Origin of the sequence: Providencia rettgeri, assembly GCF_023205015.1 — a bacterium.
Taxonomy (GTDB): Bacteria; Pseudomonadota; Gammaproteobacteria; order Enterobacterales; family Enterobacteriaceae; genus Providencia; species Providencia rettgeri_E.
Window position 1 is genome coordinate 3564226 of the sequence record NZ_CP096258.1, and the last position, 24450, is coordinate 3588675.

Consider the following 24450-nt stretch of genomic DNA (forward strand, 5'->3'; position numbering starts at 1 on the left):
CTTTGGTGCTCTCCTGTCATTTCAAGTATTTAGTCATCGGCAATAAAAACCGCTGAGTATTTGATAATAAAGATTTAATCATCGCATCATCTATGCTTCTGCAAGCTCTTGATACATAATCGTCCTCCATCTCACCTTTTTGCATCTGGCTTCCTTGTAAGCTCTGGAACAATGCAGATAATGCTTTTTGTTGAATTTCTTCACTCGAAAAATCGTACTGTTTAGTCTTTTTATCAAAACAAGCCTTAACCCAACTCCAACAACTTTGAGAAAGAAGAATTAGTGGGGAATTAAACCCTTCACAGTAGCCCTCGACTAAATCTTGCAGATAAACCAATGCATCTTCTTTGCTAATTGCTGAGAACTGCCAAATGCTATTCTCTCTTCCCAGTGCCAGGCTTTCCCCTTCACCTATTTGTGAGTTAAATAACAAATGCTCCACCCATAGCTGTACGCCATCATTAGCAGTTAAGTAAGCCGGGCGATAACGTACTATTCCTGTTTCATGAACATTTTTCAGTACACCAGTAATTTTTATTCCATTTAACTGAAAATCAAATGGATAATCAAATAACTGCATATCATATTCTTTAACTTTTTCAGCTAATGGCGATATCTCATTCAACTGTTGTTCCCAAAAAAGTTGGCCAAATTGCCTAGCTGGCAGCTGACCTGATGCCTTTAAAGCAGAGTAAAAAGGTTCAATGCTTTTATCTTTGACAAGCAAATCTAAAATTTGGTCATTAATTTTATATCGCTGTAATCTACCTAAGTTAAATGGTTCTTCTTCTGGCAGTTCAGTTTCTTCAATAGAAAAATGGACTTTCAAACGCTGTTGAAAAAACGCCCTAATAGGATGACGATAAAAACGTAATAATTGTTCTAACGAAATTTCAGTGATGGGTTCACGTATTTCAAGTACTGAACAAAATGGTTCATCAACTTTATTTGTTGTTTTTGCAGCAGGTAACCATTCACTCGCGAAGCTTTGATAGGGCGTTTCTGGTAAGAAATTTTCTTTGGCGAATGGGACTCTATTATGTTGAATGACCAGATGTGCTCTTAATCGTTTAGCACTTTCATCTATATTCAAGGTTTCATCGCCAATTAAACAAAAACTTTGGCAAATATAGTCAATTAATTCAGTCACTAATACCGATGGATTACAAGGCTGATTATCACGAATAGAAAGCCCAATATAGCTAACATACAGTTGTTTAGATGCTGAATTCAATGCTTCTAAGAATAGATATCTATCGTCGTCCCGGCGTTTTCTATCACCACGAACAGGCTTTTCAGCCATCAAATCAAACCCTAAAGGTGGTATATTTCGCGGGTAAGCCCCATCATTCATCCCCAATAAACACACAACCTTAAATGGCACTGAACGCATTGGCATCAAAGTACAAAAGTTAACAGCTCCAGCCAAGAAACGTTGACTAATCTTTTCATCATCAAAACGAACTGAAAGTTCATCACGAATTAATCGCAATGGCACTTGCTCTTCATATCCTGAAGTTATCGCATTATCGATTATTTGATGCCACTGTTCCGTCAATAGTGCGAGAACGAGTTCAGTTTCTCCATCAACCATAAAGCAGCTATCAAGTAATTGTTGGCAAAGTTCTTTCCACGCATCAAGTGGACGTTCTTGTGCGAGTACAGAACGCCATTCTCTGAGTGTGTTGATTAATAGTGCTAATTTCCCAGCAAGTTGAGCCGCTAAACCACTACATTCATCATAAGGTAAAATACCATTCCATGGGCCATTTCTACTATCCATTGCATAGCCAAGCAACATTCTACTTAAACCAAATTCCCATGTGTTTTGCCCTATCACTGGTAAAGCGAAAGAACGTACATTATCATCATCAAGCCCCCAGCGGATCCCTGATTCATTAACCCAGCGGCGCAATAAACTTAACTCACTTTCATCAATACCAAAACGTTGAGAAAAAGCAGAAACTTCAAGTAGGCTGAGAACTTGCTCCGTTGAGAAACGGCTCTGAGGCAAGTCAAGTAACATAATAAATGCCTGTAGAATAGGGTGAGCTTGTAGTGCTTTTCTATCTGAAATTGAAAATGGGATATAACGAGTTGATGCTGTATTACCAAAAACAGCCTGAATATAGGGTGCATAGCTGTCAATATCTGCAACCATGACAATGACATCACGCGGTGTTAGCGATGGGTCTTGCTCAAAAAGAGCAAGCAGATGGTCTTGTAATACTTCAACTTCCCGCTGTGCACTATGGCATAAATGGAATGTTATCGAATTATCTGACTTATTGATTGCTCGCTTACCGATACTCGTTTCATAATCTTCTAATGTTGTCCCTAATTGAGCGTGATTTTCGAGATCTAAAATATCTTGCTGGATATTCTCTAATAAATTAACTCGTTCAGTATCAACATAGGCTGATATTTCATTAGCGCTATCGATTTGAGAAATAAAGTATAAATTGTCTCTGCCAAGCCTTCCCCACGATGCGAGTAATGGATTTACGATGTCCTGTTCACCATTTTCGTTGAATAAATTAGGTACATGCTCTTCAAGTTTAAAACGTGAAATTTCATGTTTATCAAGATAATGTCGAAGCTTTCTTTGCTGTAACCTAGCTAAAAACGATGCACTTTGAATATCACCCCAATAATAACGACAAGGGTTAGTGAACATTAAATGAACATCTGTATGTTCTGCTATAGCATTGAGAGCTTGTAGATAAACAGGCGGAAGAGATGAAATACCGCAAATAAAAATACGTTTAGGCAGTTTTTTTCCTAAATCAGGGTTCGATGATAATGTATCAATAAAATGTTGATATAAATTAGCACGGTGCCAAGGTGGCTGTTTTAATTCATTTGAATAATCAACAAGGCATTGCCACAAACGTTTTTGCCACAGTTGATTTTCACTTAGCCCCTCTACTCGTTCATTTTTTTGCCATACTTCGACCCATTGTGGGCGATAAACTAAATACTGGTCAAATAAATCGGCAATCCTACCAGCAAGCTGATGAAGTTTACGTTTATCTGTATCCTCTTGAAGATAATGCCTTAAAGGTTCAAATTCGTCCTCGCCAATGACAGTTGGCAGTATTGTCATGAGTTTCCATGTCATGGCTTGCTTGGTATAAGCACTTTCTTTTGGAATATCCGGTAAAACCCGCCTAAACATGTCCCAAATAAATGTTGCAGGTAAGGGATAGTTAATATTTGCGGCAATACCAAATTGCTTAGCAAGTTCGATTTGCAGCCACTGAGACATCCCAGGGCTTTGCACTAAAATTATTTCTTGCTCAAAAGGGTGAGAAAGTGGTTCATTTTTCATTAAATGAGTCATTAGATCTTTTAATAAATCTAATTGATTAGAATGATACACTTGAAACATAGTGCTCTCCTGTTGAGCAATACCAACGACTTAATGAAAATGGCTGTCTTTTTATTGTTAACGATACCACTAACTCTGTACAGTTATCGACCTGCGGTAAACGGGTCATTTGTATTTTCCATTCAGGGTAACGCAAATCTGGGTCCATGGCAGAATTTTTCTCCCCAGATATTGATGCTGTTAACATTGCGCTTTTTTCTAATGTGCTATGCAATGCCCTAACCGCTGAGGAATTCATATACAATTGATTAAAATTCAATATGATATATTGAGAATAGTTTACCAAAGCTACTAATGAAATAGCAAAAATAACCACGCCAATCATTGCCTCTATTAATGCAAATCCTTGCTGTTTTATTTTCACTAGCAAAACCCTTTTTTTACTACTGGGCAATAATCTAACCACCCATTTTTACGGGGAAAAAGCTGTTGCTTATTTGCATCTAATACCATCCATCGATAAACTTTAATATCATTTCCTAGACGATAATGGCTTTGCCCCGACAACAAAAAAGTCGCCCCTTTGTAGTGTTTTAAACAACTTTTCCACTGCTGAGTTTCCTCTGTCTGGCAAACCCAACTCCTTAGCCCTCTATACTGACTATCCCATTTCAATGTCCCACCCCACGCAAGCGCTGACTCTGCTTTATTAAAAGCATCGAAATATTTAATTTCCTTGCGCAGTTCATCTCGAGCCCGCTCTTGGAAAAAATGTACAGATTTAATCAATAATGAGCCTATTGTGATAAAAATGATCACCGTAAGTAGAGACGCATTTCCCTGTTGTTGCGCTATATTCTTCATAAATTCCTAACCAAAACCGCTATTCGGTAATCAAACGTTTGGTTAGGTAACAAATCTGCCTTAAGGTTTATTTTCATTTCAAGTAATTGGGTATTTTCCTGCCAATCAAACGCTAATTTTTTAACCTTGATTAGCTTCTCATCAAATAGCGATTGCCAACGCGTTCCATCGCAATCCCTGACATTTCGATTAGATTCTAATTTTTCATTATTTAATCGATACCCAAAATAATCAGACTCTATCGATTTAGATTTAATATTCTCCCACTTGCCCGATAAATCTTGGTCGTAGGCAAAAATAATACATGAGTTACTTCCTCGACTTAAAAACTTAGATGTGATTTTTAACGGCTCTTTTCCACAATCTAAGCTACTGCAATAACCGATCCTTCTAAAATCTTTTTCCATGTTTATTAATGTTTGCCTTATATCTTTGTCTACTTGATATTGAATATAAGCTCGATAGGTTTTTTTAAACAATGTCGGAATGGCACTCATCGCTGATACACAGACAATGCTACTGATTGCCATTGCCATCAATATTTCAATCAGTGTAAAACCCCGCTGTTTTTTTAATTTATCGTTATTTAAGGGGTTCAACATTTCGGCACCCCAGTCATTTTTTTATGACTACAACTTCTAATGCGGCCTAATGAAGAGATATAAATGGTGATCTGCTCATACTGATTTTTTAGCCCTACACTGAAAGCACGAATAGTCCCCTGCTTTCCATATAACTGAATTGACGTCCGGCTCGCTTTCCAGAGCTCTATTCCTCGATGCCTTTCTGCTGTTAGCTTGCCAACCTCTTGATTGTTATTTGCATCTTTAACAAGCAGCTGCCAATCACCTACCCCAACCTTAACCGATAATATTTGGTACCTATTTAAATAGACGCCTTCCATCATTTGACTATAGATAAACTCTGATACTTGCCTAGCTGCATCGATTAATCGTTGCCTTTCTACCTGCTGTTGCCATTGATATAAACCAGACAACATGACCAAAGAACAGATAAATAAAACAATTAGAATTTCAATTAAGGTGAAACCACGCTGTATTGTATTTGATTCAACTTTCATCTTGTTGTGACCTCACTTTTTCATACGCAAGACAGAGATTGCCAAAAAAAGCCGATATAGCGAGGCCTGTCATTGCAAACTGCATAACGTTTCGCAACAAAATAAAAAGATTCATATCCATACAACTTGGTCTGCGAAGCGCTTCGCAAAAAAATAGTTAATTCAAAGTAAATACAAGAAAGTAAATTAATTATGAGCCAAGATAAAACTCATCAAGGACAATGAAATCAGTAAAGGGAGGGAAATAGTGAGATGAAAAAAACAAGACTAAGATGGTTTTCAGATAAAACCATCTTAGTAAACAATTTATTCGCTAATCAAACAGTAAATGGATACTTGATAGCCTCATGGCACTGGTACCCTTCGAGGATAAAATCATCTGAAGTTACCCATGTTTCGAGGTCTTCTAATGACTTAATTTCGGGGTTAATAACCAATGAAGGGGAAGCAAAAGGCTCACGTTTCAGCTGGACATCACGCATCAAAGGCAGTTGGTTCTCATAGATGTGCGCATTCACAATTTTATGATAAGCCTTACCAGCTTTGTGCCCTGTAATGCGAGCCATTAGTGCAAGTAGAACAAAACATTGTACTTGGTTGAAATTCAGGCCAAGAGGAACATCACAGCTACGCTGATAAGATGTTAAATGTAGCGTATCACCTAATAGTGAAAAAGTATGAGTATGCATGCAGGGACGTAAGCAGCCCATTTCAAATTCACCCGGGTTATAGAAAGTGATAATTTCCGCGCGGTCATCAATTCCATTTTTTAAGTTATTGACGACTTTTTTTAATTGGTCTAAGTGCGTACCGTCTGGACGTTGCCATGAGCGCCCTTGAACACCATAGACGCGCCCCATGTCATCTTCACCTTTACGATGGGGATTATTTAGCCATGCATGGTTTTCGTTTGCATTCGCATTCCAAGTATTACACCCAATCTCGCGAAACTGGGCTGCGTTATCATAGCCGCGAAGGTAGCCAAGAAGCTCTGCTATTGCCGCTTTATAAAAACTTTTACGAGTCGTAATCAAGGGGAATTGATTATTACCAACATCATATTCAAGGTCAGCGTTAATAACGGTTAAACAACGAACTCCTGTTCGTTTGTTTTCAACCCATTGGCCTTCATCAATAATACGTTGGCATAAATCAAGATACGGCTTCATAGTGACTCTCTTTTTCAAAAATAACTTAAGTGGCTAACTTTCACCAGCTGAACTTCATTGTTTTAATTACAAAATAGTTATGTTCAACAGACTAAGCTAGCCTTAGCAATTGTACTTATTAACTCTTTTTGGGCTCTTTTAGTGGCTTATGAGCCGGCACATTTTTACCGTATTTATAAGCCCAAACAATCATCAGAACTCCAATAATAATCATTGGGATTGATAAAATTTGCCCCATGCTAATACCACCAAACAAACCAAGCTGGGCGTCTGGTTGCCTAAAGAATTCAACGATGATCCTAAATGCACCATAACCAATCAAGAATAGCCCGGAAACACTCCCCATTGGGCGAGGTTTACGCACAAATAAGTTCAAGATAAGGAAGAGAACAATCCCTTCTAAGAACATTTCATAAAGCTGCGATGGGTGTCTTGGTAACACACCATATTGCTCTAATATGGGTAATAACGAAGGGTCCTGGGCGGCAAGTTGAATATCTTCACTGCGCGAATGGGGGAATAAAAATGCCCACGGTGTATCGAGTGTCACTCGTCCCCATAACTCCCCATTAATAAAGTTCCCAATACGGCCCATACCTAAGCCAAATGGAATTAATGGTGCAACAAAGTCAGAGACTTGCAAGAAACGACGGCGAGTTCGGTGAGCAAACCACATCATGGCACATATTACACCGATTAGGCCGCCATGGAAGGACATGCCGCCATCCCAAACCTTAAAGAGATATAGAGGATCATCAAGAAAAACAGGGAGATTATAGAAGAAAACATAACCTAGCCGGCCACCGACAAATACGCCAACAAAGCCAATATACAGTAAATTTTCGACTTCATTTTTTGTCCAACCACTATTTGGTTTTGCAGCACGGCGTCCGGCAAGCCAAAGGGCAAAAACAAAGCCAACAAGGTACATAAAACCATACCAGTGTAACGATACTGGCCCAATCGAGAACATAACAGGATCTATTTCTGGAAATGCTAAGTAGTTGTTACTCATTGTTCCCCACTTTTTAATCATTAAGCCAACTACTCGTCGACTATTACGTATTCAACAGACTTCAACTTATAAAGTCCCCTGAAGCATACAACAAAAAGGATAGTTATTTATACTTGATATTTTTCGAAGTAAACTAAATAAAATGCTCACGTCCTGCTGTGAATTAAATACCCCCACGAACAAACCCACCTAAATGATGCAATTCCATAAATTCACTCGCTTCTTGCCTAACGCTGTCACTCGTTTCTGCAGCCAACAACTTCGGTACTAACTGCGACATCAAGACTGGGTCAAGCTGGCGGATTAAATATTTCATACGAGGAACACTACGCCCACTCATACTTAAGGAGCGATACCCAAGTGCAATTAATACCATTGCGCTAAGTGGCTGCCCCGCCATTTCCCCACAAACACTTACAGGAAGTTGAAGGCGTTGGCACTCTTCACTGACTTTTGCTAAAAAGCGTATTACTGAGGGGTGAAGATTATCATATAGCGCTGCTACATGGGTGTTATTACGGTCAACCGCAAGTAAATATTGTGTAAAGTCATTCGTTCCAATAGAGATAAAATCAACCCGTTTTTTAATTTCAGGTAATAAGAACAGCAAAGAAGGAACTTCAAGCATAATACCAATTTGAGGCATCTCAATTGGCATTTTTAATAAAACACTCACTTCATCCCTTGCTCTTTTAACCAACAAAATGGCTTCGTCTATCTCATTAACACTGGTCACCATAGGTAATAAAATACGTAAATTACCCGAAAGCATATTCGCCCGAAGCATAGCCCTTAGCTGAATCAAAAAAATCTCGGGCTGGTCCAACATAATACGAATACCACGCCAGCCTAAGCTTGGGTTTTCTTCGCTAATTGGCATGTATGGCAGCTGTTTATCAGCCCCTATATCAAGGGTTCTTAACACAACTGGTTTGGTTGGGAAGAGTTGTAAAACTTCCTTATAGAGCTGTTTCTGCTCATCTTCCGAGGGAAAACCATTGTGCAACATAAAAGGAAGTTCAGTACGATACAAACCAACACCATCAACCCCTGTGTTAATTTGCTGCTCGTACCGCGGGCTTAAACCCGCATTAAGGTAAATATGAACGTGTTCGCCACCTTTAAGTATTGCATCTTGCCCAAGAGTCCCTTCTGCTAAGCGGCTAATGACATTTTCTTCTTCAATAATTTGCTGGTATTCCTGAACAATTAAGTTTTCAGGTTCAATAAAGAGTTCGCCACGATAACCGTCCAAGATTAAATGGCGGTTATGTAATAGCGAAGGCTCAATATCCGCCCCCATAATTGCAGGAATTCCCATTGCTCTGATTAAAATCGCAGAATGAGAATGTGTTGCTCCGTCACGCACGACCACACCAGCAAGTTGCTCAATAGGTAACTCGGCCAATACGCTAGCACTTAGCTCATCAGCAACTAAAATAAAACGCTCTGGCCACTGCTCATTTGCGGTCAGTGAATCATCAAGATGAAATAATAAACGTTGCCCCAAGGCTTTTAAGTCAGCCCCTCTTTCTCTTAAATAGAGGTCACGCAGGCGAGAAAACTGCTCTACATAATTTTCAATGACCGTTTTCACCGCCCATTCCGCGGTTGCGTTGTTATTAATGGTAGCAAAGAGGTGTTTTTTTAGCTGTGGGTCGCTAAGCAGATGATTATAGAGATCAAATATTGCAGCACTTTCCTTTGCTGAACTCGCCATAAAACGTTTACTAATACGACGACATTCCGCAGTGGCGCTTTCGAGGGCTGTGGCAAGGCGTTGTTTTTCTTTCTCGATATCAATGGCGCTGGCTTGAAAAACACTCTCTAAAGAGGGTTGGGAACTATCTTGCCATCCATAAGCCATTGAAATCCCCTGTGATACAGGAATGGCTTTAATTCTATTTTGTCGATATTGCCCAAAAATACCTTTTGCTTGAGCTTGTGACAAGATCACGGCAAGTTGCATCGACAACGTGACCATAAAAGATTCTTCGGTTTCATTAAACAGTCGTTTTTCCCGCTGCTGTACCACCAGCACGCCTAATAATTGACGGCGATAGACCACTGGGACACCTAAGAAAGCCCTTAACTGTTCTTCTCTAAGCTGAGGCAGGAATTTATACTGAGGGTGTTCACGAATATCGGCTAGATTAAGCATCTCAGATTGGCGCCCTACGGCCCCCACGACACCTTCATCAAACCCTAGGCGAATAGCAATCCCGCTAGGTTTTTTTAACCCGCGGGTTGCCATTAAGTAATAGCATTGGCGAGGGTGATCCGCTAAATAAATGGAACAAACATCAGTTCGCATTGCTTTGCAGGTCTCATTCACCAACACTTCTAGCGCATCAGTTAAACTTGTCGCCATTGCAACTTTTTCGACAATTTCACGTAAACGCATCAACATAGGCTACTTTGCTCCACGCCTACGGTTATTAAAAGTGGGTCGTTGTGGTAATTTTTGTTCCTGCAGAGGCATAACAACAGGGGCAAATTCCTTCATAACACGCCGATAAACTTCACGTTTAAAAGAAACTACCTGCCTAACAGGATACCAATAACTGACCCATCGCCAGCCATCAAATTCTGGCGATTTACTGCGCTGCACGTTTATATCGGCATCATTGCATTGAAGTTGAAGTAAAAACCAACGCTGTTTCTGCCCAATACAAACAGGTTTTGTATCCCAACGCACCAAACGCTTGGGTAATTTGTAACGTAACCAATTACGGGTAGATGCCAATAACCTAACATCCTTACGCTGTAGCCCGACTTCTTCGTATAGCTCACGATACATCGCCTGTTCCGGCGATTCCCCGGGATTGATGCCTCCTTGAGGAAACTGCCATGAGTGCTGACCATAGCGGCGGGCCCATAAAACTTGCCCTTGCCGATTACAAATTACAATTCCTACATTCGGGCGGTAGCCATCATCATCAATCACAGACTACCTCAATAACCAAATTTGAAAGATGCCTAATTGTTTCACACATACCTAAACTGGTAAACCTATATCAATACAGTTTGCAGATATGTCTGAAGTCACTACAATAGTGAACATCTCAACGGGGTGCCGAATTTATTTAGGCTGAGAACTAACCCGTAGAACCTGATCCGGTTAATACCGGCGTAGGGATTTGAGCCACCGCCTGCATATCTGCACCGGTTCCACCTCAAATCCTGTGTCACTCTCTATTAGCGCAGGAAAAAGCATGTTTAAAAACAAAATTATAGCATCGATTTTTACCTTTAGTGCACTCAGTTTAAGCCAATTAGCATGGGCTGATAAGCCAACACTCACTGTTTATACCTACGATTCCTTTGCTGCAGAGTGGGGCCCTGGCCCTCAAATTAAAAAGAATTTTGAAGCGCAGTGCGATTGCGAGTTAAAAATAGTGGCGCTGGGAGATGGCGTAGCGCTGCTAAACAGACTCAGAATGGAAGGGAAAAAAAGCAAAGCAGATGTGATTTTAGGGTTAGATAATAATTTATTAGATTCTGCTGAAAAAACAGGCCTGTTTGCCCCTGCTGACATTGATACTAGTGCATTGAAGTTGCCTATTTCGTGGGATAGCTCAACCTTTATTCCTTATGACTATGGTTACTTTGCATTTATATATGACACTAATAAAATTAAACAACCACCAGCAAGTATGGATGCATTATTAAATAGTGATAATAATTGGAAAATTATTTACCAAGATCCTCGCACCAGCACTCCAGGGCTTGGCTTAATGCTGTGGATTGAAAAACTGTATGGCGACAAGTCTGCGGATGCATGGCAAAAAATGGCAGGCAAAACACTTACCGTCACTAAAGGTTGGAGTGAAGCTTATGGCCTGTTCTTAAAAGGGGAAGGTGATTTTGTACTCAGTTACACCTCATCACCGGGCTACCAAATGCTTAATGACCAAAAAGATAACTATGCGGCGGCATTATTTAATGAAGGTCACTACATGCAAGTTGAAGTCGCAGCAAGGCTAAAAAATAGCCCACAACCGGAACTCGCCAAGCAATTCCTACAGTTTGTCTTAACGCCTGATTTCCAAAACACCTTGCCAACAACTAACTGGATGTATCCGGTTATTGATATTCCATTACCTGAGGTATACAACCAGTTACCTCTACCTGAAAAAGCCTTACAATTTAGTTCTCAAGAAGTTGCAAAAGAACGCCAAAACTGGACTCGTTTATGGCAAGCCGCCGTCAGTCGCTAATGAATTTATCTTTACTACCGGGGGCGTTGGCCTCCGGTTTATTGATTACAGTTGCACTCATTAGTTTTGGCGCGCTGTGGTTTTTTGCACCTGAAATTTCACTGGCTGACATTATCAGTGATAGCTATTTGTGGCATGTGATTGGTTTTACTTTCTGGCAGGCTTTTTTATCCGCTATTTTTTCTGTGATCCCTGCTATTTTTCTTGCAAGAGCATTACATCGCCGTCGTTTTTTTGGGCGAACCCTGTTTTTACGTTTATGTGCGATGACATTGGTTCTTCCAGTGTTAGTTGCTGTGTTTGGTATTTTATCGGTTTACGGGCAAACGGGTTGGTTGGCTAAACTTTGCCAATTATTGGGGCTTAATTACACCTTCTCACCTTATGGTCTAAAAGGCATTTTGTTAGCGCATGTATTCTTTAATATGCCACTAGCAACACGTATGCTATTGCAATCTTTAGAGAATATTGCCGTTGAGCAACGGCAAATTGCAGCACAGCTGCGGTTTAATGAGTGGCAACAATTTACTATTTTAGAATGGCCTTATTTACGACGACAAATATTACCCACGGCCGCATTAATTTTCATGTTGTGCTTTGCCAGCTTTGCGACGGTTCTTGCTTTAGGAGGCGGCCCGGCAGCAACCACCATCGAATTGGCTATTTACCAAGCACTGAATTATGATTTTGATTTAGGACGGGTTACTCTTTTGGCACTCATCCAGCTGTTTTTCTGTGTTGGTTTAATGTTTATCTGCCACAGAGTAAATAGTGTATTTTCAGTGGGTTTTAGCCAACAAGCGCAATGGGTTGACCCCGCTGATAACGCATTTCGTCGTATTCGTGACCTGCTGCTCATTATCGCTGCCATGTTATTGCTACTGCCCCCGCTGTTCGCTGTTATTTTTGATGGCTTAAATGGGCAACTCTGGGCGGTACTGCAGCAATCTGCCTTATGGCAAGCCACGGCAACCTCGGTGTTTATTGCACTATGTGCGGGCGCTGTCTGTGTGGCACTCACCTTAATGTTGTTATGGAGCAGCCGTGAATTGCGCTTACGCCAAGCTGCTCGTCTTGGGCAAGCCATAGAACTTAGCGGGTTAATTATTTTAGCCATGCCCGGTATTGTGCTAGCGACAGGTTTTTTTATCTTTTTTAATGAAACGATAGGCTTACCTGAATCCCCTTACCCATTAGTCATCATGACAAACGCTTTGTTAGCTATCCCCTATGCGTTAAAAGTATTAGAAAACCCAATGCGAGACAGCGCTGAACGCTATAACCCATTGTGCCAATCACTCGATATTTCGGGTTTTAATCGCTTTCGAATTATTGAACTTAAAGCACTGCGTAAACCAATCGCCCAAGCGCTCGCATTTGCCTGTGTTATCTCAATTGGTGATTTTGGTGTCGTCGCGTTATTTGGCAATGATAACTTCCGCACGCTCCCTTATTATCTTTATCAGCAAATAGGGGCTTATCGGTCGAACGATGGGGCTGTTACGGCCATGCTATTGTTATTACTTTGCTTTTGCTTATTCAGCTTGATTGAACGTATTTCAGGAAAACATCATGATTAAATTGACTCAGTTAGATTACCAATACGACAACCTGACAATGTCATTTGATTTTTCTGTTCAGTCCGGTGAGTCTGTGGCAGTTATGGGGCCAAGTGGTGCAGGGAAAAGTACGCTATTAAGTTTAATTAGCGGTTTTCAATTTCCCAATAGCGGTAAGATTGTGCTCAATGGCGAAGACCATACCTTCACGCCACCTGCTAAGCGCCCTGTTTCCATGCTATTTCAAGAAAATAACTTATTTTCACACCTGACTATCCGGCAAAATATTGGTCTGGGTCTGCAACCCAATTTACGCCTTAATAAAACGCAGATTCAACTAGTTGAACAAATGGCGAGCCGAGTCAGCCTGAGTGAATGTTTAGATAGGTTACCCGCGCAGCTGTCGGGAGGACAACGCCAACGCGCAGCATTGGCACGCTGCATGATCCGTAACCAACCGATTTTACTGCTTGATGAGCCTTTTTCTGCTCTCGACCCTGCATTACGCCGAGAAATGCTGTTATTACTTAAGGAAATTTGTGCGGAGAAATCAATCACGTTATTAATGGTTTCCCATAATATCGATGATGCCCTGCAAATTGCCCCGCGGACACTGGTTATTGCAGAGGGGAAAATCGCCTACGATGGCGATACTCAATTACTATTGAAAGGGCAAAGTGCGGCATCTGCGTTACTGAGTATCACAACCGCTGCCAATAATTAACACTGTATAAATTCACACTATTCGCGTATATTTATCGTAACTATTTTTATGTGAGTTTTATGCGAGTAGCCTAATGACCCAACTCATCCGCTCAGTGGAAAAAGGCTTTATTCTTAGCCGTCACTGGAAAGACACCCGCCACGGTGTCGAGGTCTCTTATTGGCTACTCACTGATAACCAACCACAAAAAGTCACCGTTCCCTATCAAAAAGCGATTGGCTTTTTAGCTGAATCTCAATTTCCTCAAATAAAACACCTATTAGATGCGCACCCCAATATTACCTATCGTCTTCTTGAATTAATTGATTTTAAACGCGAAAAAGTCTATGCGATTTATTGCCATCAATATCGGCAATTACAGAACCTTGAAAAAAGTTGCCACGAATTGGGTGTGGAATTATTAGAAACCGATATTCGTCCAAGTGAACGCTATTTAATGGAACGTTTTATCGCCGCTTCTGTCTGGTTTTCTCGAGATCCCCAAGGGGAGTTCCAACTAAAGCCTTGCGAAGGTTATCGCCCTTTAGTCAAAGCCGTTTCTCTTGATATCGAAACCAGTCAACATGGTGAGCTCTATTCGATAGGGCTGTCTGGCTGCGGTGACAACGTGGTATTTATGCTAGGGCCTGAGCAAGGACCTGCATTGAGCACTGAACATCGATTAATCTATGTGAATAGCCGCCCACAATTACTTCATAAGCTCAATGAATGGCTTCAGCAATACGACCCTGATGCTATCATCGGTTGGAACCTAATCCAATTCGACCTACAAGTCTTACAAAAGCATGCAGAGCGTTATGGCATCCCCTTATTGTTTGGTCGGCAAAGCAAAAAACTGGAATGGCGAGAGCATGGCTTTAAACAAGGAGTATTTTTTGCTGCTGCTGAAGGCCGATTAATTATTGATGGTATCGATGCATTAAAAGCCGCGACATGGAGTTTTTCCTCATTTAGTTTAGAGTTTGTCGCCCAAACGCTACTTGGTGAGGGCAAAGCCATAGATACCCCTTATGATCGAATGGATGAAATAAACCGTCGCTTTGCTCACGATAAACCGGCCTTGGCACATTACAATATTCAAGACTGTATTTTAGTTCATCGGATCTTTGAAAAAACTGATTTAATGGCGTTTTTGCAGGAGCGTTCAACGGTGACAGGGTTGCCTGTCGATCGAATGGGGGGCTCAGTTGCCGCATTTTCTCATTTATATATCCCACGATTGCACCGCCTTGGTTTCGTTGCGCCAAACCTCACAGAGCAAAAAATGCAACTCAACCCCGGTGGCTTTGTCATGGACTCTCAACCCGGGCTATATGACTCCGTATTAGTTTTGGATTACAAAAGCCTATATCCTTCAATTATTAGAACTTTTCTCATCGATCCGGCGGGTATGATTGAAGGATTAGCGCATCCAGACCTTGAACATTCTGTTCCCGGTTTTCGCCAAGCTTGGTTTTCTCGCACAACCCACTGTTTACCCGATATTGTCAGCCATATCTGGCAAGAACGGGATAAAGCCAAAAAAGAACATAATGCACCGCTATCCCAAGCGTTGAAAATTATTATGAACGCATTCGCTGGGGTACTTGGGGCTGAAGGTTGTCGTTTTTTTGACCCAAGGCTAACTGCATCAATCACCATGCGCGGACATGAAATCATGCGTACAACCAAACGTTTGATTGAGTCACAGGGTTATCAGGTTATTTATGGGGACACCGACTCCACGTTTGTATGGTTACGTGATGCCCACACTGAAGAGCAAGCCCAAAAAATTGGTTTTGCTTTACGTGATTACGTGAATAGTTGGTGGAAAAAGCATTTATCAGAAGAGTGGCAATTAGAGGGGGTTTTAGAGCTCGAATATGAGACCCATTACCGCCGATTTTTAATGCCAACCGTGCGTGGTGCTGAAATGGGGAGCAAAAAGCGCTATGCAGGGCTGAGTAAAGACACCATGGTGTTTCGAGGGCTGGAAACCATTCGCTCAGACTGGACCCCATTAGCACAAATATTCCAAAAAGTGCTCTATACTCGTATTTTTTATCGCCAACCTTACCGTGAATATATTCGTGAATATGTACAAAATATTCGTTCAGGCCAATATGATGACCGTTTAGTTTACCGAAAGCGTCTGCGCCGAAAATTGACTGATTACCAAAAAAATGTTCCCCCCCATGTTCGAGCCGCTCGTGCCGCTGATGATTATAATTTAAAATTACAGCGTCCTTTGCAGTACCAAAATGGTGGTTGGATAAACTATATTATCACTCAAGCGGGGCCTGAACCGCTAGAAATCATCACAGCAAAACCAGATTACGAACATTATATCGCTAAGCAAATCAAGCCAATAGCCGATGCCATCTTACCTTTCTTACAAGATGACTTTGATACCCTGCTAACTGGGCAAATCACCCTTTTGTTTTAAAATTTATTCCATCTTTGATGTTTTTTTAACAGGTGACGATGGGCCTCGGTTGAATTAATATATCGCCCCTTTGATATCTCGCACGTCTGGCTACACAAATTATGCGTGATAATCAACAATACCCGTTATAATTCAAATAGACATTACTTATTGTCTTGGCCACAAGCCCAGCAAACGTCTTGATGCTTACTTTGCTGCAATTTGAATGATTAAATGTGTATAATTAATCATCAGGTAACGACTGTTTTTAAAATAATTCGAACTCTTCCTTGTGTAACTAGCTAATGCGTTACACCAACACTGGGCGAAGACACTGATAAAAATTGTCTTAAAAAATCTAAAAAATAAACTCTCAATTTTATGGAATTAAGTTAAATCTATGCCATTTACTCTTGGTCAACGCTGGATCAGCGATACAGAAAGCGAACTTGGATTAGGTGCCATCGTGGCAATTGATGCCCGTATGGTAACGCTGCTTTTCCCTGCTAGTGGCGAAAACCGCCTGTACTCTAGCAGTGATGCCCCTATTACCCGAGTGATGTTTAATGAAGGTGATACCATTACCAGCCACGAAGGCTGGCAACTTCAAGTTGAAAGCATTGAAGAAGATAAAGGATTATTGACTTACATCGGCACACGTTTAGATACGCAAGAAACCGGTGTGAGCCTTAGAGAAGTGTTCCTTGACAGCAAGCTCACATTCAATAAGCCGCAAGACCGCTTATTTGCTGGGCAAATTGACCGTATGGATCGTTTTGCTTTGCGCTTTCGTGCACGTAAATTCCAAAGCGAGCAAGTCAAACACCAAGCGACTGGCTTACGCGGCATTCGTGCAAGCTTGATCCCACACCAATTACATATTGCCAATGAAGTGGGAAAACGCCACCACCCGCGCGTATTACTCGCTGACGAGGTGGGTTTAGGTAAAACCATTGAAGCAGGAATGATTATCCACCAGCAATTGATGGCAGGCCGTGCTGAGCGTGTCTTAGTTATCGTTCCTGATAGCTTGCAGCACCAATGGCTGGTTGAAATGCTACGCCGCTTTAACCTACGTTTTTCATTGTTTGATGATAGCCGCTATAGCGAAGCACAACATGACAGCGACAATCCATTTGAAACAGAACAACTTGTTCTCTGTTCACTGGATTTCGTCCGCCGTAATAAGCAGCGTTTTGACCAATTAGTTGAAGCTGGCTGGGACATGATGGTTGTCGATGAAGCTCACCACTTACAGTGGAGCGAGACTGCCCCGAGCCGCGAATATCAAGTCATTGAAACATTAGCCGAAAATATCCCGTCTATTTTGCTATTAACGGCAACACCAGAGCAACTTGGCCAAGAAAGCCACTTCGCCCGCCTGCGTTTACTTGACCCTAGCCGTTTCCATGATTACCAAGACTTTATTGCTGAGCAAGAAAACTACCGTCCGGTCGCTGATGCAGTTTCACTGTTACTGTCGGGTGATAAACTCACGAGTGACCAGCAAAATTTACTTAATGAGCTAATCAAAGAACAAGATATCGAACCGCTGCTAAAAGCGGCTAATGTCGAGAGTGAAGACGGCCATGCTGCTCGCCAAGAACTGATCAACATGTTAATGGATCGCCACGGTACCAGTCGCCTATTGTTCAGAAATACCCGTAATGGCGTGAAAGGCTTCCCGCGTCGTGAATTGCACTCATTAAAAATGCCATTACCCAGCCAATACCAAACCGCAATTAAAGTGGCCGGTATTATGGGTAGTAAAAAAGACGTTGAAACACGTGCAAAAGAGATGCTCTATCCAGAACAAATTTACCAAGAGTTTGAAGGTGAAAACGCCACTTGGTGGAACTTTGACCCACGTGTTGAATGGTTAATGGGCTTTTTGACTGCTAACCGTCATGAAAAAGTGCTAGTGATCTGCGCAAAAGCCGCAACTGCTCTACAATTAGAACAAGTTTTACGCGAGCGCGAAGCGATTCGTGCTGCCGTGTTCCATGAAGGGTTATCGTTATTAGAGCGTGACCGAGCAGCTGCCTATTTCGCTTCTCAAGAAGAAGGGGCGCAGGTGCTATTGTGTTCTGAAATCGGCTCTGAAGGACGTAACTTCCAATTTGCTAATCAATTAGTAATGTTTGACCTGCCATTCAACCCTGATCTGCTGGAACAGCGTATCGGCCGTTTGGATAGGATTGGTCAAAGCCGCGATATCAGTATCCATGTGCCTTATTTAGAACAGACTGCGCAAGCAGTGTTGATCCGCTGGTATCACGAAGGCTTAGATGCCTTTGAACATACCTGCCCAACTGGTCGCGCTATCTACGATAAATACTACCAACCATTGCTACAATTTATGGCTGAACCGACAGTCACTGAAGGTTTTGATGATTTTATTAAAACCTGCCGTGCTGAACATGACAGCTTGAAATTACAATTAGAACAAGGCCGTGACCGCTTACTTGAAATGCATTCAAACGGTGGCGAGTCGGGTAATCAATTAGCTGAAGAAATTGGCGAGGGTGATAACGATACCGAATTGGTCAACTTTGCACTTAATCTTTTTGATATCGTGGGTATTAATCAAGAAGATAAAAGTGATAACTTGATTATCCTAACGCCTTCAGACCATATGTTAGTCCCTGATTTCCCAGGGCTTCCTCAAGATGGTTGCACCATCACATTTGATAGAGAGCAAGCGCTTTCCCGTGAAGACACGCAATTTATCAGCTGGGAGCACCCAATTATTCGTAATGGTTTAGATTTAGTGTTATCTGGCGATACTGGCAGCTGCGCAGTTTCTTTGTTAAAAAACAAAGCATTACCTGTTGGCACCTTATTGACTGAACTCATTTACGTTGTGGAAGCGCAAGCACCTAAAAACCTGCAAATTAGCCGGTTCTTACCTGCAACACCAGTACGCTTATTAGTTGATTTAAAAGGTAATAACTTATCATCTCAAGTTGAGTTTGAAAGTTTTAACCGCCAATTAAATGCCATTAATCGCCATATGGCGAGCAAATTGGTCAATGCCGTACAAAATGAGGTTCATTCGGTATTACGCTTATCAGAACCGATGATCGAGAAAGAAGCCAAAGCATTGATAGAAAATGCAAAAGAAGCGGCAGATAAGGCACTGACGCTGGAACTTTCTCGTTTAGAAGCACTCAAAGCGGTCAACCCCAATATCCGTGATGAAGAGCTTGAGATCATTGAAGAAGAGCGCCAAAAACTGATGACCAATATCGACCAAGCTACATGGCGCCTAGATGCCATCCGCTTAGTTGTGGTGACTCATCAATAAGCGTATTACGTGCTAAACCATTCATGCACTTATTATTAGCTGTTTAAATTATGATGAGCGTAGCTTAAAATCATTACCAATTTCTCCCTCATTAGAGGGAGAATTTATTTTAAGAGCTTTGGGAGCGATATACCTTATGATGGAACCCTACCATCCCTCCGTTGAACCTTGGCTGCATGTGCTATACCAAGATGACCATATTATTGCGGTGAATAAGCCTAGTGGGCTACTTTCTGTGCCCGGAAAAGCCCCTGAGCACCACGACAGCATTATGAGCCGTGTTCAGCGTGATTTTCCCGTAGCTGAATCTGTACATCGCTTAGATATGGCGACAAGTGGTGTCATGGTTGTGGCACTACACAAAAAGGCTGAGCGAGAGCTTAAACGCCAATTTAGGGAGCGTGAGCCTAAAAAAGTCTATATTGCTCGTGTTTGGGGCCATTTAGAAAAAGAAGAAGGTTTGATTGATTTACCGCTGATTTGTGATTGGCCAAACCGCCCTAAGCAAAAGGTGTGCTTTGAAACGGGTAAATCGGCACAAACTGAATACCAAGTTTTACAATATGAAGAACAAGCCACTCGCGTGAAATTGTCACCAATTACAGGCCGCTCTCACCAATTGAGAGTCCATATGTTAGCTTTAGGCCACCCTATTCTTGGTGATCGCTTTTATGCTCACGATGAGGCCAAAGCGCTCGCCCCTCGCTTACAGTTACATGCTCAGGAGTTATATATCACCCACCCTGAATATGGCACACCAATGCATTTTACCTGCCCACCGGATTTTTAACGGTCTCTAATCGATTGATTAGATTTCAATATTACCAGTGCAGAAATTAACTCACTCTGTTTTTGCGCTGATTATTTTCCCGTTTGTTTTTACCCTAAGAACATACATAACTATGTAACTAGGGTGCGCGAGCGCAGCCAACAAAAAACGGAAGCGAAATAATCCATTTTAATTATTCCCCTGATTTCCCCTAAATAGTTCGTGTTGCAGCTAGGCGGCAAGAGAGCAAATCCCTAGGCGCATAGATAACTACGTAACTAGGGTTCATGAATGAAGATAACAAAGCGAGATTTTTTGGTTTTTCTTCGTTAGCCTGATTTCCCCTAAATAGTTCGTGTTGCAGCTAGGCGGCAAGAGAGCGAATCCCTAGGAGCATACAGTAGTATGTGACTAGGGTGCGCGAGCGCAGCCAACAACGCTGCGGCGCGAAATATGACGGGGAAATTTATTTGAAGCCGAGCTCCTTCTTGACTAAGTCATAGGCCGCTTGGATTGATTGCGCTTTTTGCTTCGCTATTTCCATCATTTCTGGCGGTAAACCTTTAGCAACCAGTTTATCGGGGTGATGTTCGCTCATCAATTTACGATAAGCACGCTTAATTTTTGTTGGCTCGTCACTGGGAGACACACCAAGCACTTTACAAGCATCTTCAAGGGTTGGGCCATTCGATTGCTGATAATACCCGCCTGATTGCTGCTGAGAGTACCCTTGGCCAAATTGGCGACCACTTTGGATCATATCCAAGAACTGTTCAAACTGAACCTTAGAAATCCCTAGTTCTTCTGCAATGATAAACAGTACTTTTCGTTCGTTCGGATGTAATTGTCCATCGGCAAAAGCAGCTTGTAATTGAATTTCCAGAAACATCTGAATCAAATCAAAACGACCATAGCAGGCCATACGTAATTGTTTTAGTACATCACGTAGAGGAAAGTTAGGTGATTTGCCTTCTCTAAACGCCTGTTGAGCCGCTTTTCGTGTTTCTCCGTGTAATTGCATTCTGTCCATTAAATTGGTCGCAAGCTGAATGTCTGTCTCGGTTACACGGCCTTTGGACTTCGTTAAATGCCCCAAAATTTGGAAAGTACTCGCAAAGAAAATGATTTGGCGATCTCGCTTATTCATTCGCCCTGCAAATTTACGTTGGATCGATGCTTTATCAAAACCATGCCCAATAATTAACCCAACTAGCGCCCCCCAAAAGCCTAATCCAGAGACGATTGCGAGCATAACGCCAATAATTTTGCCCCAATAGTGCATATATCCCTCAATTCTTCAATGCTCAAAATGCAATTTTGCATTATCATACTATTCATTCAGCTCTATGCATAACTACCCGCGCGTAAAGTTTCTTACATTATACTGGCGCAAAGTGGTTGGCTAAGTTAGTCTTTGAGCGTTTGCTGGCGATGCCAATGATGACGGAACCCCATATTTAATGATGAAAAAAAGCTATCCAACACTACTCGCCACCATGGTATGGGCGGCAATTTATAGTCAGCAAGCGCATGCTGACCTTGCACAGCAGTGTATGCTGGGTGTCCCTGTTTACACAAAACCGATTGTAAAAGGTGACCCTAACAGCCTGCCGATTCACATTACCGCTGAAGATGTCCGTGGTGAATACCCTAATTTTGTTGAATATGAAGGTAATGTTGATATTCAACAAGGGAACCAAACATTAACCGCTGATAAGGTTAAACTCACGCAAACAGAAACAGCCGGGGAACTCCCCGTCCGTGAAGTCACCGCGACAGGTAATGTTCACTACGATGACCCACAAATTATCTTAAAAGGCCCTTCTGCGTGGTCTAATTTAGATAATAAAAACACGGATGTGAATGATGGTAACTACATGATGGTAGGCCGTCAGGGACGTGGTGACGCGACAAAAATGAAAATGCGGGGTGAAAACCGTTATTCTATTATGGAAAACGGCACATTCACGACCTGTTTACCCGGCAATAATAGCTGGAGCGTTGCGGGTTCCGAAGTGATTATCGACCGCGAAGAAGAAGTCGCTGAGATCTGGCATGCACGTTTTAAAGTGGGTGACGTGCCTATTTTCTATAGTCCGTATATGCAATTACCGATTGGTAACAAACGTCGTTCCGGTTTCTTAATTCCGACTGGGAGCTATTCGAGTAACGATGGGCTAGAGTTTTCATTACCCTACTATTGGAATATTGCGCCAAACTATGATGCCACGATCACACCTCAATTTATGACCCACCGTGGTGTAAAATTAAATAATGAATTCCGCTACCTTATCGCGCCAGGTACAGGCACCGTGGCCTTTGATTATCTGAATCGTGACAGAGCTTATATCAAAGACAAAGAACGTGGTAAGCGTGAAGCTCGTGATAGCGATGACCGTTGGTTGTTCTACTGGCGCCATTCAGGAACTTATGCAGGGCACTGGAATTTTAACTCTGACTATACCAAAGTAAGCGACCCTAGCTACTTTACAGACTTTAGTTCCCAGTATGGTAACACTACAGATGGCTACGCCACGCAAAAATTCAGTGCAGGTTATTCCGATACAAACTGGAATGCGAAAGTCACTCACAAACAATTCCAAATTTTTGCAGATAACCCTAACAAACGTGCTTATAAAGCAGAGCCACAAGTAGATTTCAATTATTATAAAAATAATTTAGGCGCCTTTGATGTGCATACATACGCACAAGCGGCTCGTTTTACGAGTGTGGGGAAAAATAACCCAGATGCAACTCGTTTACACATTGAGCCTGAAGTGAATCTGCCATTATCTAATGGCTGGGCGAATATGAATAACAGCATCAAATTGTATGCGACTCATTACGACCAAGATATCCCTCGCTCGAATACGGATAAAAGCTTAGAAAAAAATGTTACGCGCGTTCTGCCTATGTTTAAAAGCGATGCAAAAGTTGTCTTCGAACGAGACCTTTTCCAAGGCAGCGATTTCGTTCAGACACTAGAGCCACGCGTCCAATATTTATATATTCCGTATAAAGATCAAGATAATATCAATAACTTTGACTCTTCATTATTGCAATCAGACTATAGCGGCTTATTCCGTGACCGAATTTACAGTGGCCTTGACCGTATTGCCTCTGCAAACCAATTCACCACCGGTGTTACGACACGTGTTTATGACGATACTTTAGCAGAACGCTTTAATTTCTCCGTGGGTCAAATTTATTACTTTGAACGCCCGCGTGCAGGTGATTCAAATCGCCCTATTGATGATAAAAGCAACACGGGTTCATTATTGTGGGCCACTGACTCTATGTGGCGAATTGATGATAACTGGGGCTTACGGGGTGGTTTACAATATGACCGCCGTCTCGGTAATGTCACCATGGGGAATGCGGTTGCAGAATACCGTTTAGATGCCGATCGTTTAGTTCAGTTGAACTACCGTTTCGTTGACCGCGATTATATTCAAGCGACCTTCCGCCGAGAAGATACTGCGAATGGCGGCTATACCTATACACTTCCTGAATACCAACGTGGTATTTCACAAGTGGGTGCTGTCATGAGTTGGCCATTAAGCGAACGTTGGGGCTTTGTAGGATCATATTATTATGATACCAAACAACAGCAACCTGCTAGCCAACTGGTTGGTTTGCAATACAATACTTGCTGCTGGGCGGTCAATCTTGGCTATGAACGTAAGATAGTTGGTTGGCAAAAAGAGAAGTTCAGTAGTGAATATGACAATAAATGGTCAATCAATGTGGAACTTAGAGGCCTAAATAACAATCATAGTTTAGGTAGTCAGAAAATGTTAGAAAGTGGCATTATGCCTTATCAGCGTGCTTTCTGATAAAAATAACATAATTTACTCTAAATAATTCGAGGTGCAGTCAACAACGCTGCAACTTGAAGTAGGACGAGTATTTACTCTAAGTAATTCGAGGTGCAGTTAGGCGACAAGTGAGTGAGTCGCTAGGAGCATACACAAGTATGTGACTAGGGCGAATGAGCGCAGTCAACA

The 24450-nt window shown here is 41.8% G+C and carries 17 protein-coding genes and 1 riboswitch; of the genes, 7 read left to right on the plus strand and 10 right to left on the minus strand.

Annotated features, from left to right (window positions below; genetic code table 11):
- Positions 1-16 precede the first annotated feature (16 nt).
- From recC to rppH, 9 genes are all read right to left on the minus strand, one after another.
- Entirely contained in the window at positions 17-3391 is a 3375-nt protein-coding gene (gene recC / locus M0M83_RS16185; RefSeq protein WP_248466955.1) for an exodeoxyribonuclease V subunit gamma, read from the minus strand.
- Complete coding sequence (locus M0M83_RS16190) at positions 3369-3755, minus strand: prepilin-type N-terminal cleavage/methylation domain-containing protein (RefSeq protein WP_213913039.1); 387 nt, start codon at positions 3753-3755, stop codon at positions 3369-3371. Before M0M83_RS16190 ends, recC begins: the two co-directional genes overlap by 23 nt.
- The gene (locus tag M0M83_RS16195) at positions 3755-4195 is read right to left on the minus strand and encodes a DUF2509 family protein (protein ID WP_248466957.1); all 441 of its coding nucleotides are present in this window, start codon (positions 4193-4195) and stop codon (positions 3755-3757) included. The genes M0M83_RS16190 and M0M83_RS16195 overlap by 1 nt, the downstream gene beginning before the upstream one ends.
- Positions 4192-4797, minus strand: coding sequence for a prepilin peptidase-dependent protein (locus tag M0M83_RS16200; protein WP_213913041.1), 606 nt, complete (start codon positions 4795-4797; stop codon positions 4192-4194). The genes M0M83_RS16195 and M0M83_RS16200 overlap by 4 nt, the downstream gene beginning before the upstream one ends.
- Positions 4791-5276: a prepilin-type N-terminal cleavage/methylation domain-containing protein gene (locus M0M83_RS16205; RefSeq protein ID WP_248466959.1), complete on the minus strand. Its 486-nt coding sequence runs from the start codon at positions 5274-5276 to the stop codon at positions 4791-4793. The genes M0M83_RS16200 and M0M83_RS16205 overlap by 7 nt, the downstream gene beginning before the upstream one ends.
- A 317-nt stretch (positions 5277-5593) precedes the next feature.
- Positions 5594-6445, minus strand: a complete 852-nt coding sequence (locus M0M83_RS16210) for a thymidylate synthase (protein ID WP_213913043.1) — start codon at positions 6443-6445, stop codon at positions 5594-5596.
- Positions 6446-6563: 118 nt separating this feature from the next.
- Positions 6564-7460, minus strand: coding sequence for a prolipoprotein diacylglyceryl transferase (gene lgt, locus M0M83_RS16215; RefSeq protein ID WP_213913044.1), 897 nt, complete (start codon positions 7458-7460; stop codon positions 6564-6566).
- Positions 7461-7623: 163 nt separating this feature from the next.
- Positions 7624-9870, minus strand: a complete 2247-nt coding sequence (ptsP, locus tag M0M83_RS16220; RefSeq protein ID WP_248466961.1) for a phosphoenolpyruvate--protein phosphotransferase — start codon at positions 9868-9870, stop codon at positions 7624-7626.
- A 3-nt stretch (positions 9871-9873) separates the two neighbouring features.
- On the minus strand, positions 9874-10407 hold the full coding sequence (rppH, locus tag M0M83_RS16225) for an RNA pyrophosphohydrolase (protein WP_004908658.1): 534 nt from the start codon (positions 10405-10407) through the stop codon (positions 9874-9876).
- 112 nt (positions 10408-10519) lie between these two features.
- Positions 10520-10617: riboswitch (TPP riboswitch) on the plus strand.
- A gap of 58 nt (positions 10618-10675) precedes the next feature.
- Between rppH and thiB the strand changes: the two genes are divergently transcribed.
- The 6 genes from thiB (at position 10676) to rluA (ending at position 20464) form a co-directional block, all read left to right on the plus strand.
- Entirely contained in the window at positions 10676-11680 is a 1005-nt protein-coding gene (thiB, locus tag M0M83_RS16230) for a thiamine ABC transporter substrate binding subunit (RefSeq protein ID WP_125890318.1), read from the plus strand.
- Positions 11656-13260, plus strand: a complete 1605-nt coding sequence (gene thiP / locus M0M83_RS16235; protein ID WP_248466963.1) for a thiamine/thiamine pyrophosphate ABC transporter permease ThiP — start codon at positions 11656-11658, stop codon at positions 13258-13260. The genes thiB and thiP overlap by 25 nt, the downstream gene beginning before the upstream one ends.
- Positions 13253-13963, plus strand: a complete 711-nt coding sequence (gene thiQ / locus M0M83_RS16240) for a thiamine ABC transporter ATP-binding protein ThiQ (protein WP_248466964.1) — start codon at positions 13253-13255, stop codon at positions 13961-13963. The genes thiP and thiQ overlap by 8 nt, the downstream gene beginning before the upstream one ends.
- 73 nt (positions 13964-14036) lie before the next feature.
- Positions 14037-16388, plus strand: coding sequence for a DNA polymerase II (locus M0M83_RS16245; RefSeq protein WP_248466965.1), 2352 nt, complete (start codon positions 14037-14039; stop codon positions 16386-16388).
- A 379-nt stretch (positions 16389-16767) separates the two neighbouring features.
- Positions 16768-19674, plus strand: coding sequence for an RNA polymerase-associated protein RapA (gene rapA / locus M0M83_RS16250; RefSeq protein ID WP_213913050.1), 2907 nt, complete (start codon positions 16768-16770; stop codon positions 19672-19674).
- 136 nt (positions 19675-19810) lie between these two features.
- Positions 19811-20464, plus strand: a complete 654-nt coding sequence (rluA, locus tag M0M83_RS16255; RefSeq protein ID WP_140171583.1) for a bifunctional tRNA pseudouridine(32) synthase/23S rRNA pseudouridine(746) synthase RluA — start codon at positions 19811-19813, stop codon at positions 20462-20464.
- A gap of 445 nt (positions 20465-20909) precedes the next feature.
- On the opposite strand, the gene djlA is transcribed toward rluA, so the two are convergent.
- Positions 20910-21725, minus strand: a complete 816-nt coding sequence (djlA, locus tag M0M83_RS16260) for a co-chaperone DjlA (protein ID WP_248466966.1) — start codon at positions 21723-21725, stop codon at positions 20910-20912.
- 181 nt (positions 21726-21906) lie between these two features.
- Here djlA and lptD point away from each other — a divergent pair, with 181 nt between their 5' ends.
- Positions 21907-24279: an LPS assembly protein LptD gene (gene lptD / locus M0M83_RS16265; protein ID WP_185746836.1), complete on the plus strand. Its 2373-nt coding sequence runs from the start codon at positions 21907-21909 to the stop codon at positions 24277-24279.
- Positions 24280-24450: the final 171 nt, after the last annotated feature.

What these genes read in the sequence shown, in the direction of transcription:
- M0M83_RS16200 (WP_213913041.1), bottom strand. Translation starts at nt 4,797, where the DNA reads ATGTTGAACCCCTTAAATAACGATAAATTAAAAAAACAGCGGGGTTTT.
- ptsP (WP_248466961.1), bottom strand. Translation starts at nt 9,870, where the DNA reads ATGTTGATGCGTTTACGTGAAATTGTCGAAAAAGTTGCAATGGCGACA.
- rluA (WP_140171583.1), top strand. Translation starts at nt 19,811, where the DNA reads ATGATGGAACCCTACCATCCCTCCGTTGAACCTTGGCTGCATGTGCTA.
- thiP (WP_248466963.1), top strand. Translation starts at nt 11,656, where the DNA reads ATGGCAAGCCGCCGTCAGTCGCTAATGAATTTATCTTTACTACCGGGG.
- recC (WP_248466955.1), bottom strand. Translation starts at nt 3,391, where the DNA reads ATGTTTCAAGTGTATCATTCTAATCAATTAGATTTATTAAAAGATCTA.
- rapA (WP_213913050.1), top strand. Translation starts at nt 16,768, where the DNA reads ATGCCATTTACTCTTGGTCAACGCTGGATCAGCGATACAGAAAGCGAA.
- thiB (WP_125890318.1), top strand. Translation starts at nt 10,676, where the DNA reads ATGTTTAAAAACAAAATTATAGCATCGATTTTTACCTTTAGTGCACTC.
- thiQ (WP_248466964.1), top strand. Translation starts at nt 13,253, where the DNA reads ATGATTAAATTGACTCAGTTAGATTACCAATACGACAACCTGACAATG.
- M0M83_RS16210 (WP_213913043.1), bottom strand. Translation starts at nt 6,445, where the DNA reads ATGAAGCCGTATCTTGATTTATGCCAACGTATTATTGATGAAGGCCAA.
- lptD (WP_185746836.1), top strand. Translation starts at nt 21,907, where the DNA reads ATGAAAAAAAGCTATCCAACACTACTCGCCACCATGGTATGGGCGGCA.
- lgt (WP_213913044.1), bottom strand. Translation starts at nt 7,460, where the DNA reads ATGAGTAACAACTACTTAGCATTTCCAGAAATAGATCCTGTTATGTTC.
- M0M83_RS16205 (WP_248466959.1), bottom strand. Translation starts at nt 5,276, where the DNA reads ATGAAAGTTGAATCAAATACAATACAGCGTGGTTTCACCTTAATTGAA.
- M0M83_RS16195 (WP_248466957.1), bottom strand. Translation starts at nt 4,195, where the DNA reads ATGAAGAATATAGCGCAACAACAGGGAAATGCGTCTCTACTTACGGTG.
- M0M83_RS16245 (WP_248466965.1), top strand. Translation starts at nt 14,037, where the DNA reads ATGACCCAACTCATCCGCTCAGTGGAAAAAGGCTTTATTCTTAGCCGT.
- djlA (WP_248466966.1), bottom strand. Translation starts at nt 21,725, where the DNA reads ATGCACTATTGGGGCAAAATTATTGGCGTTATGCTCGCAATCGTCTCT.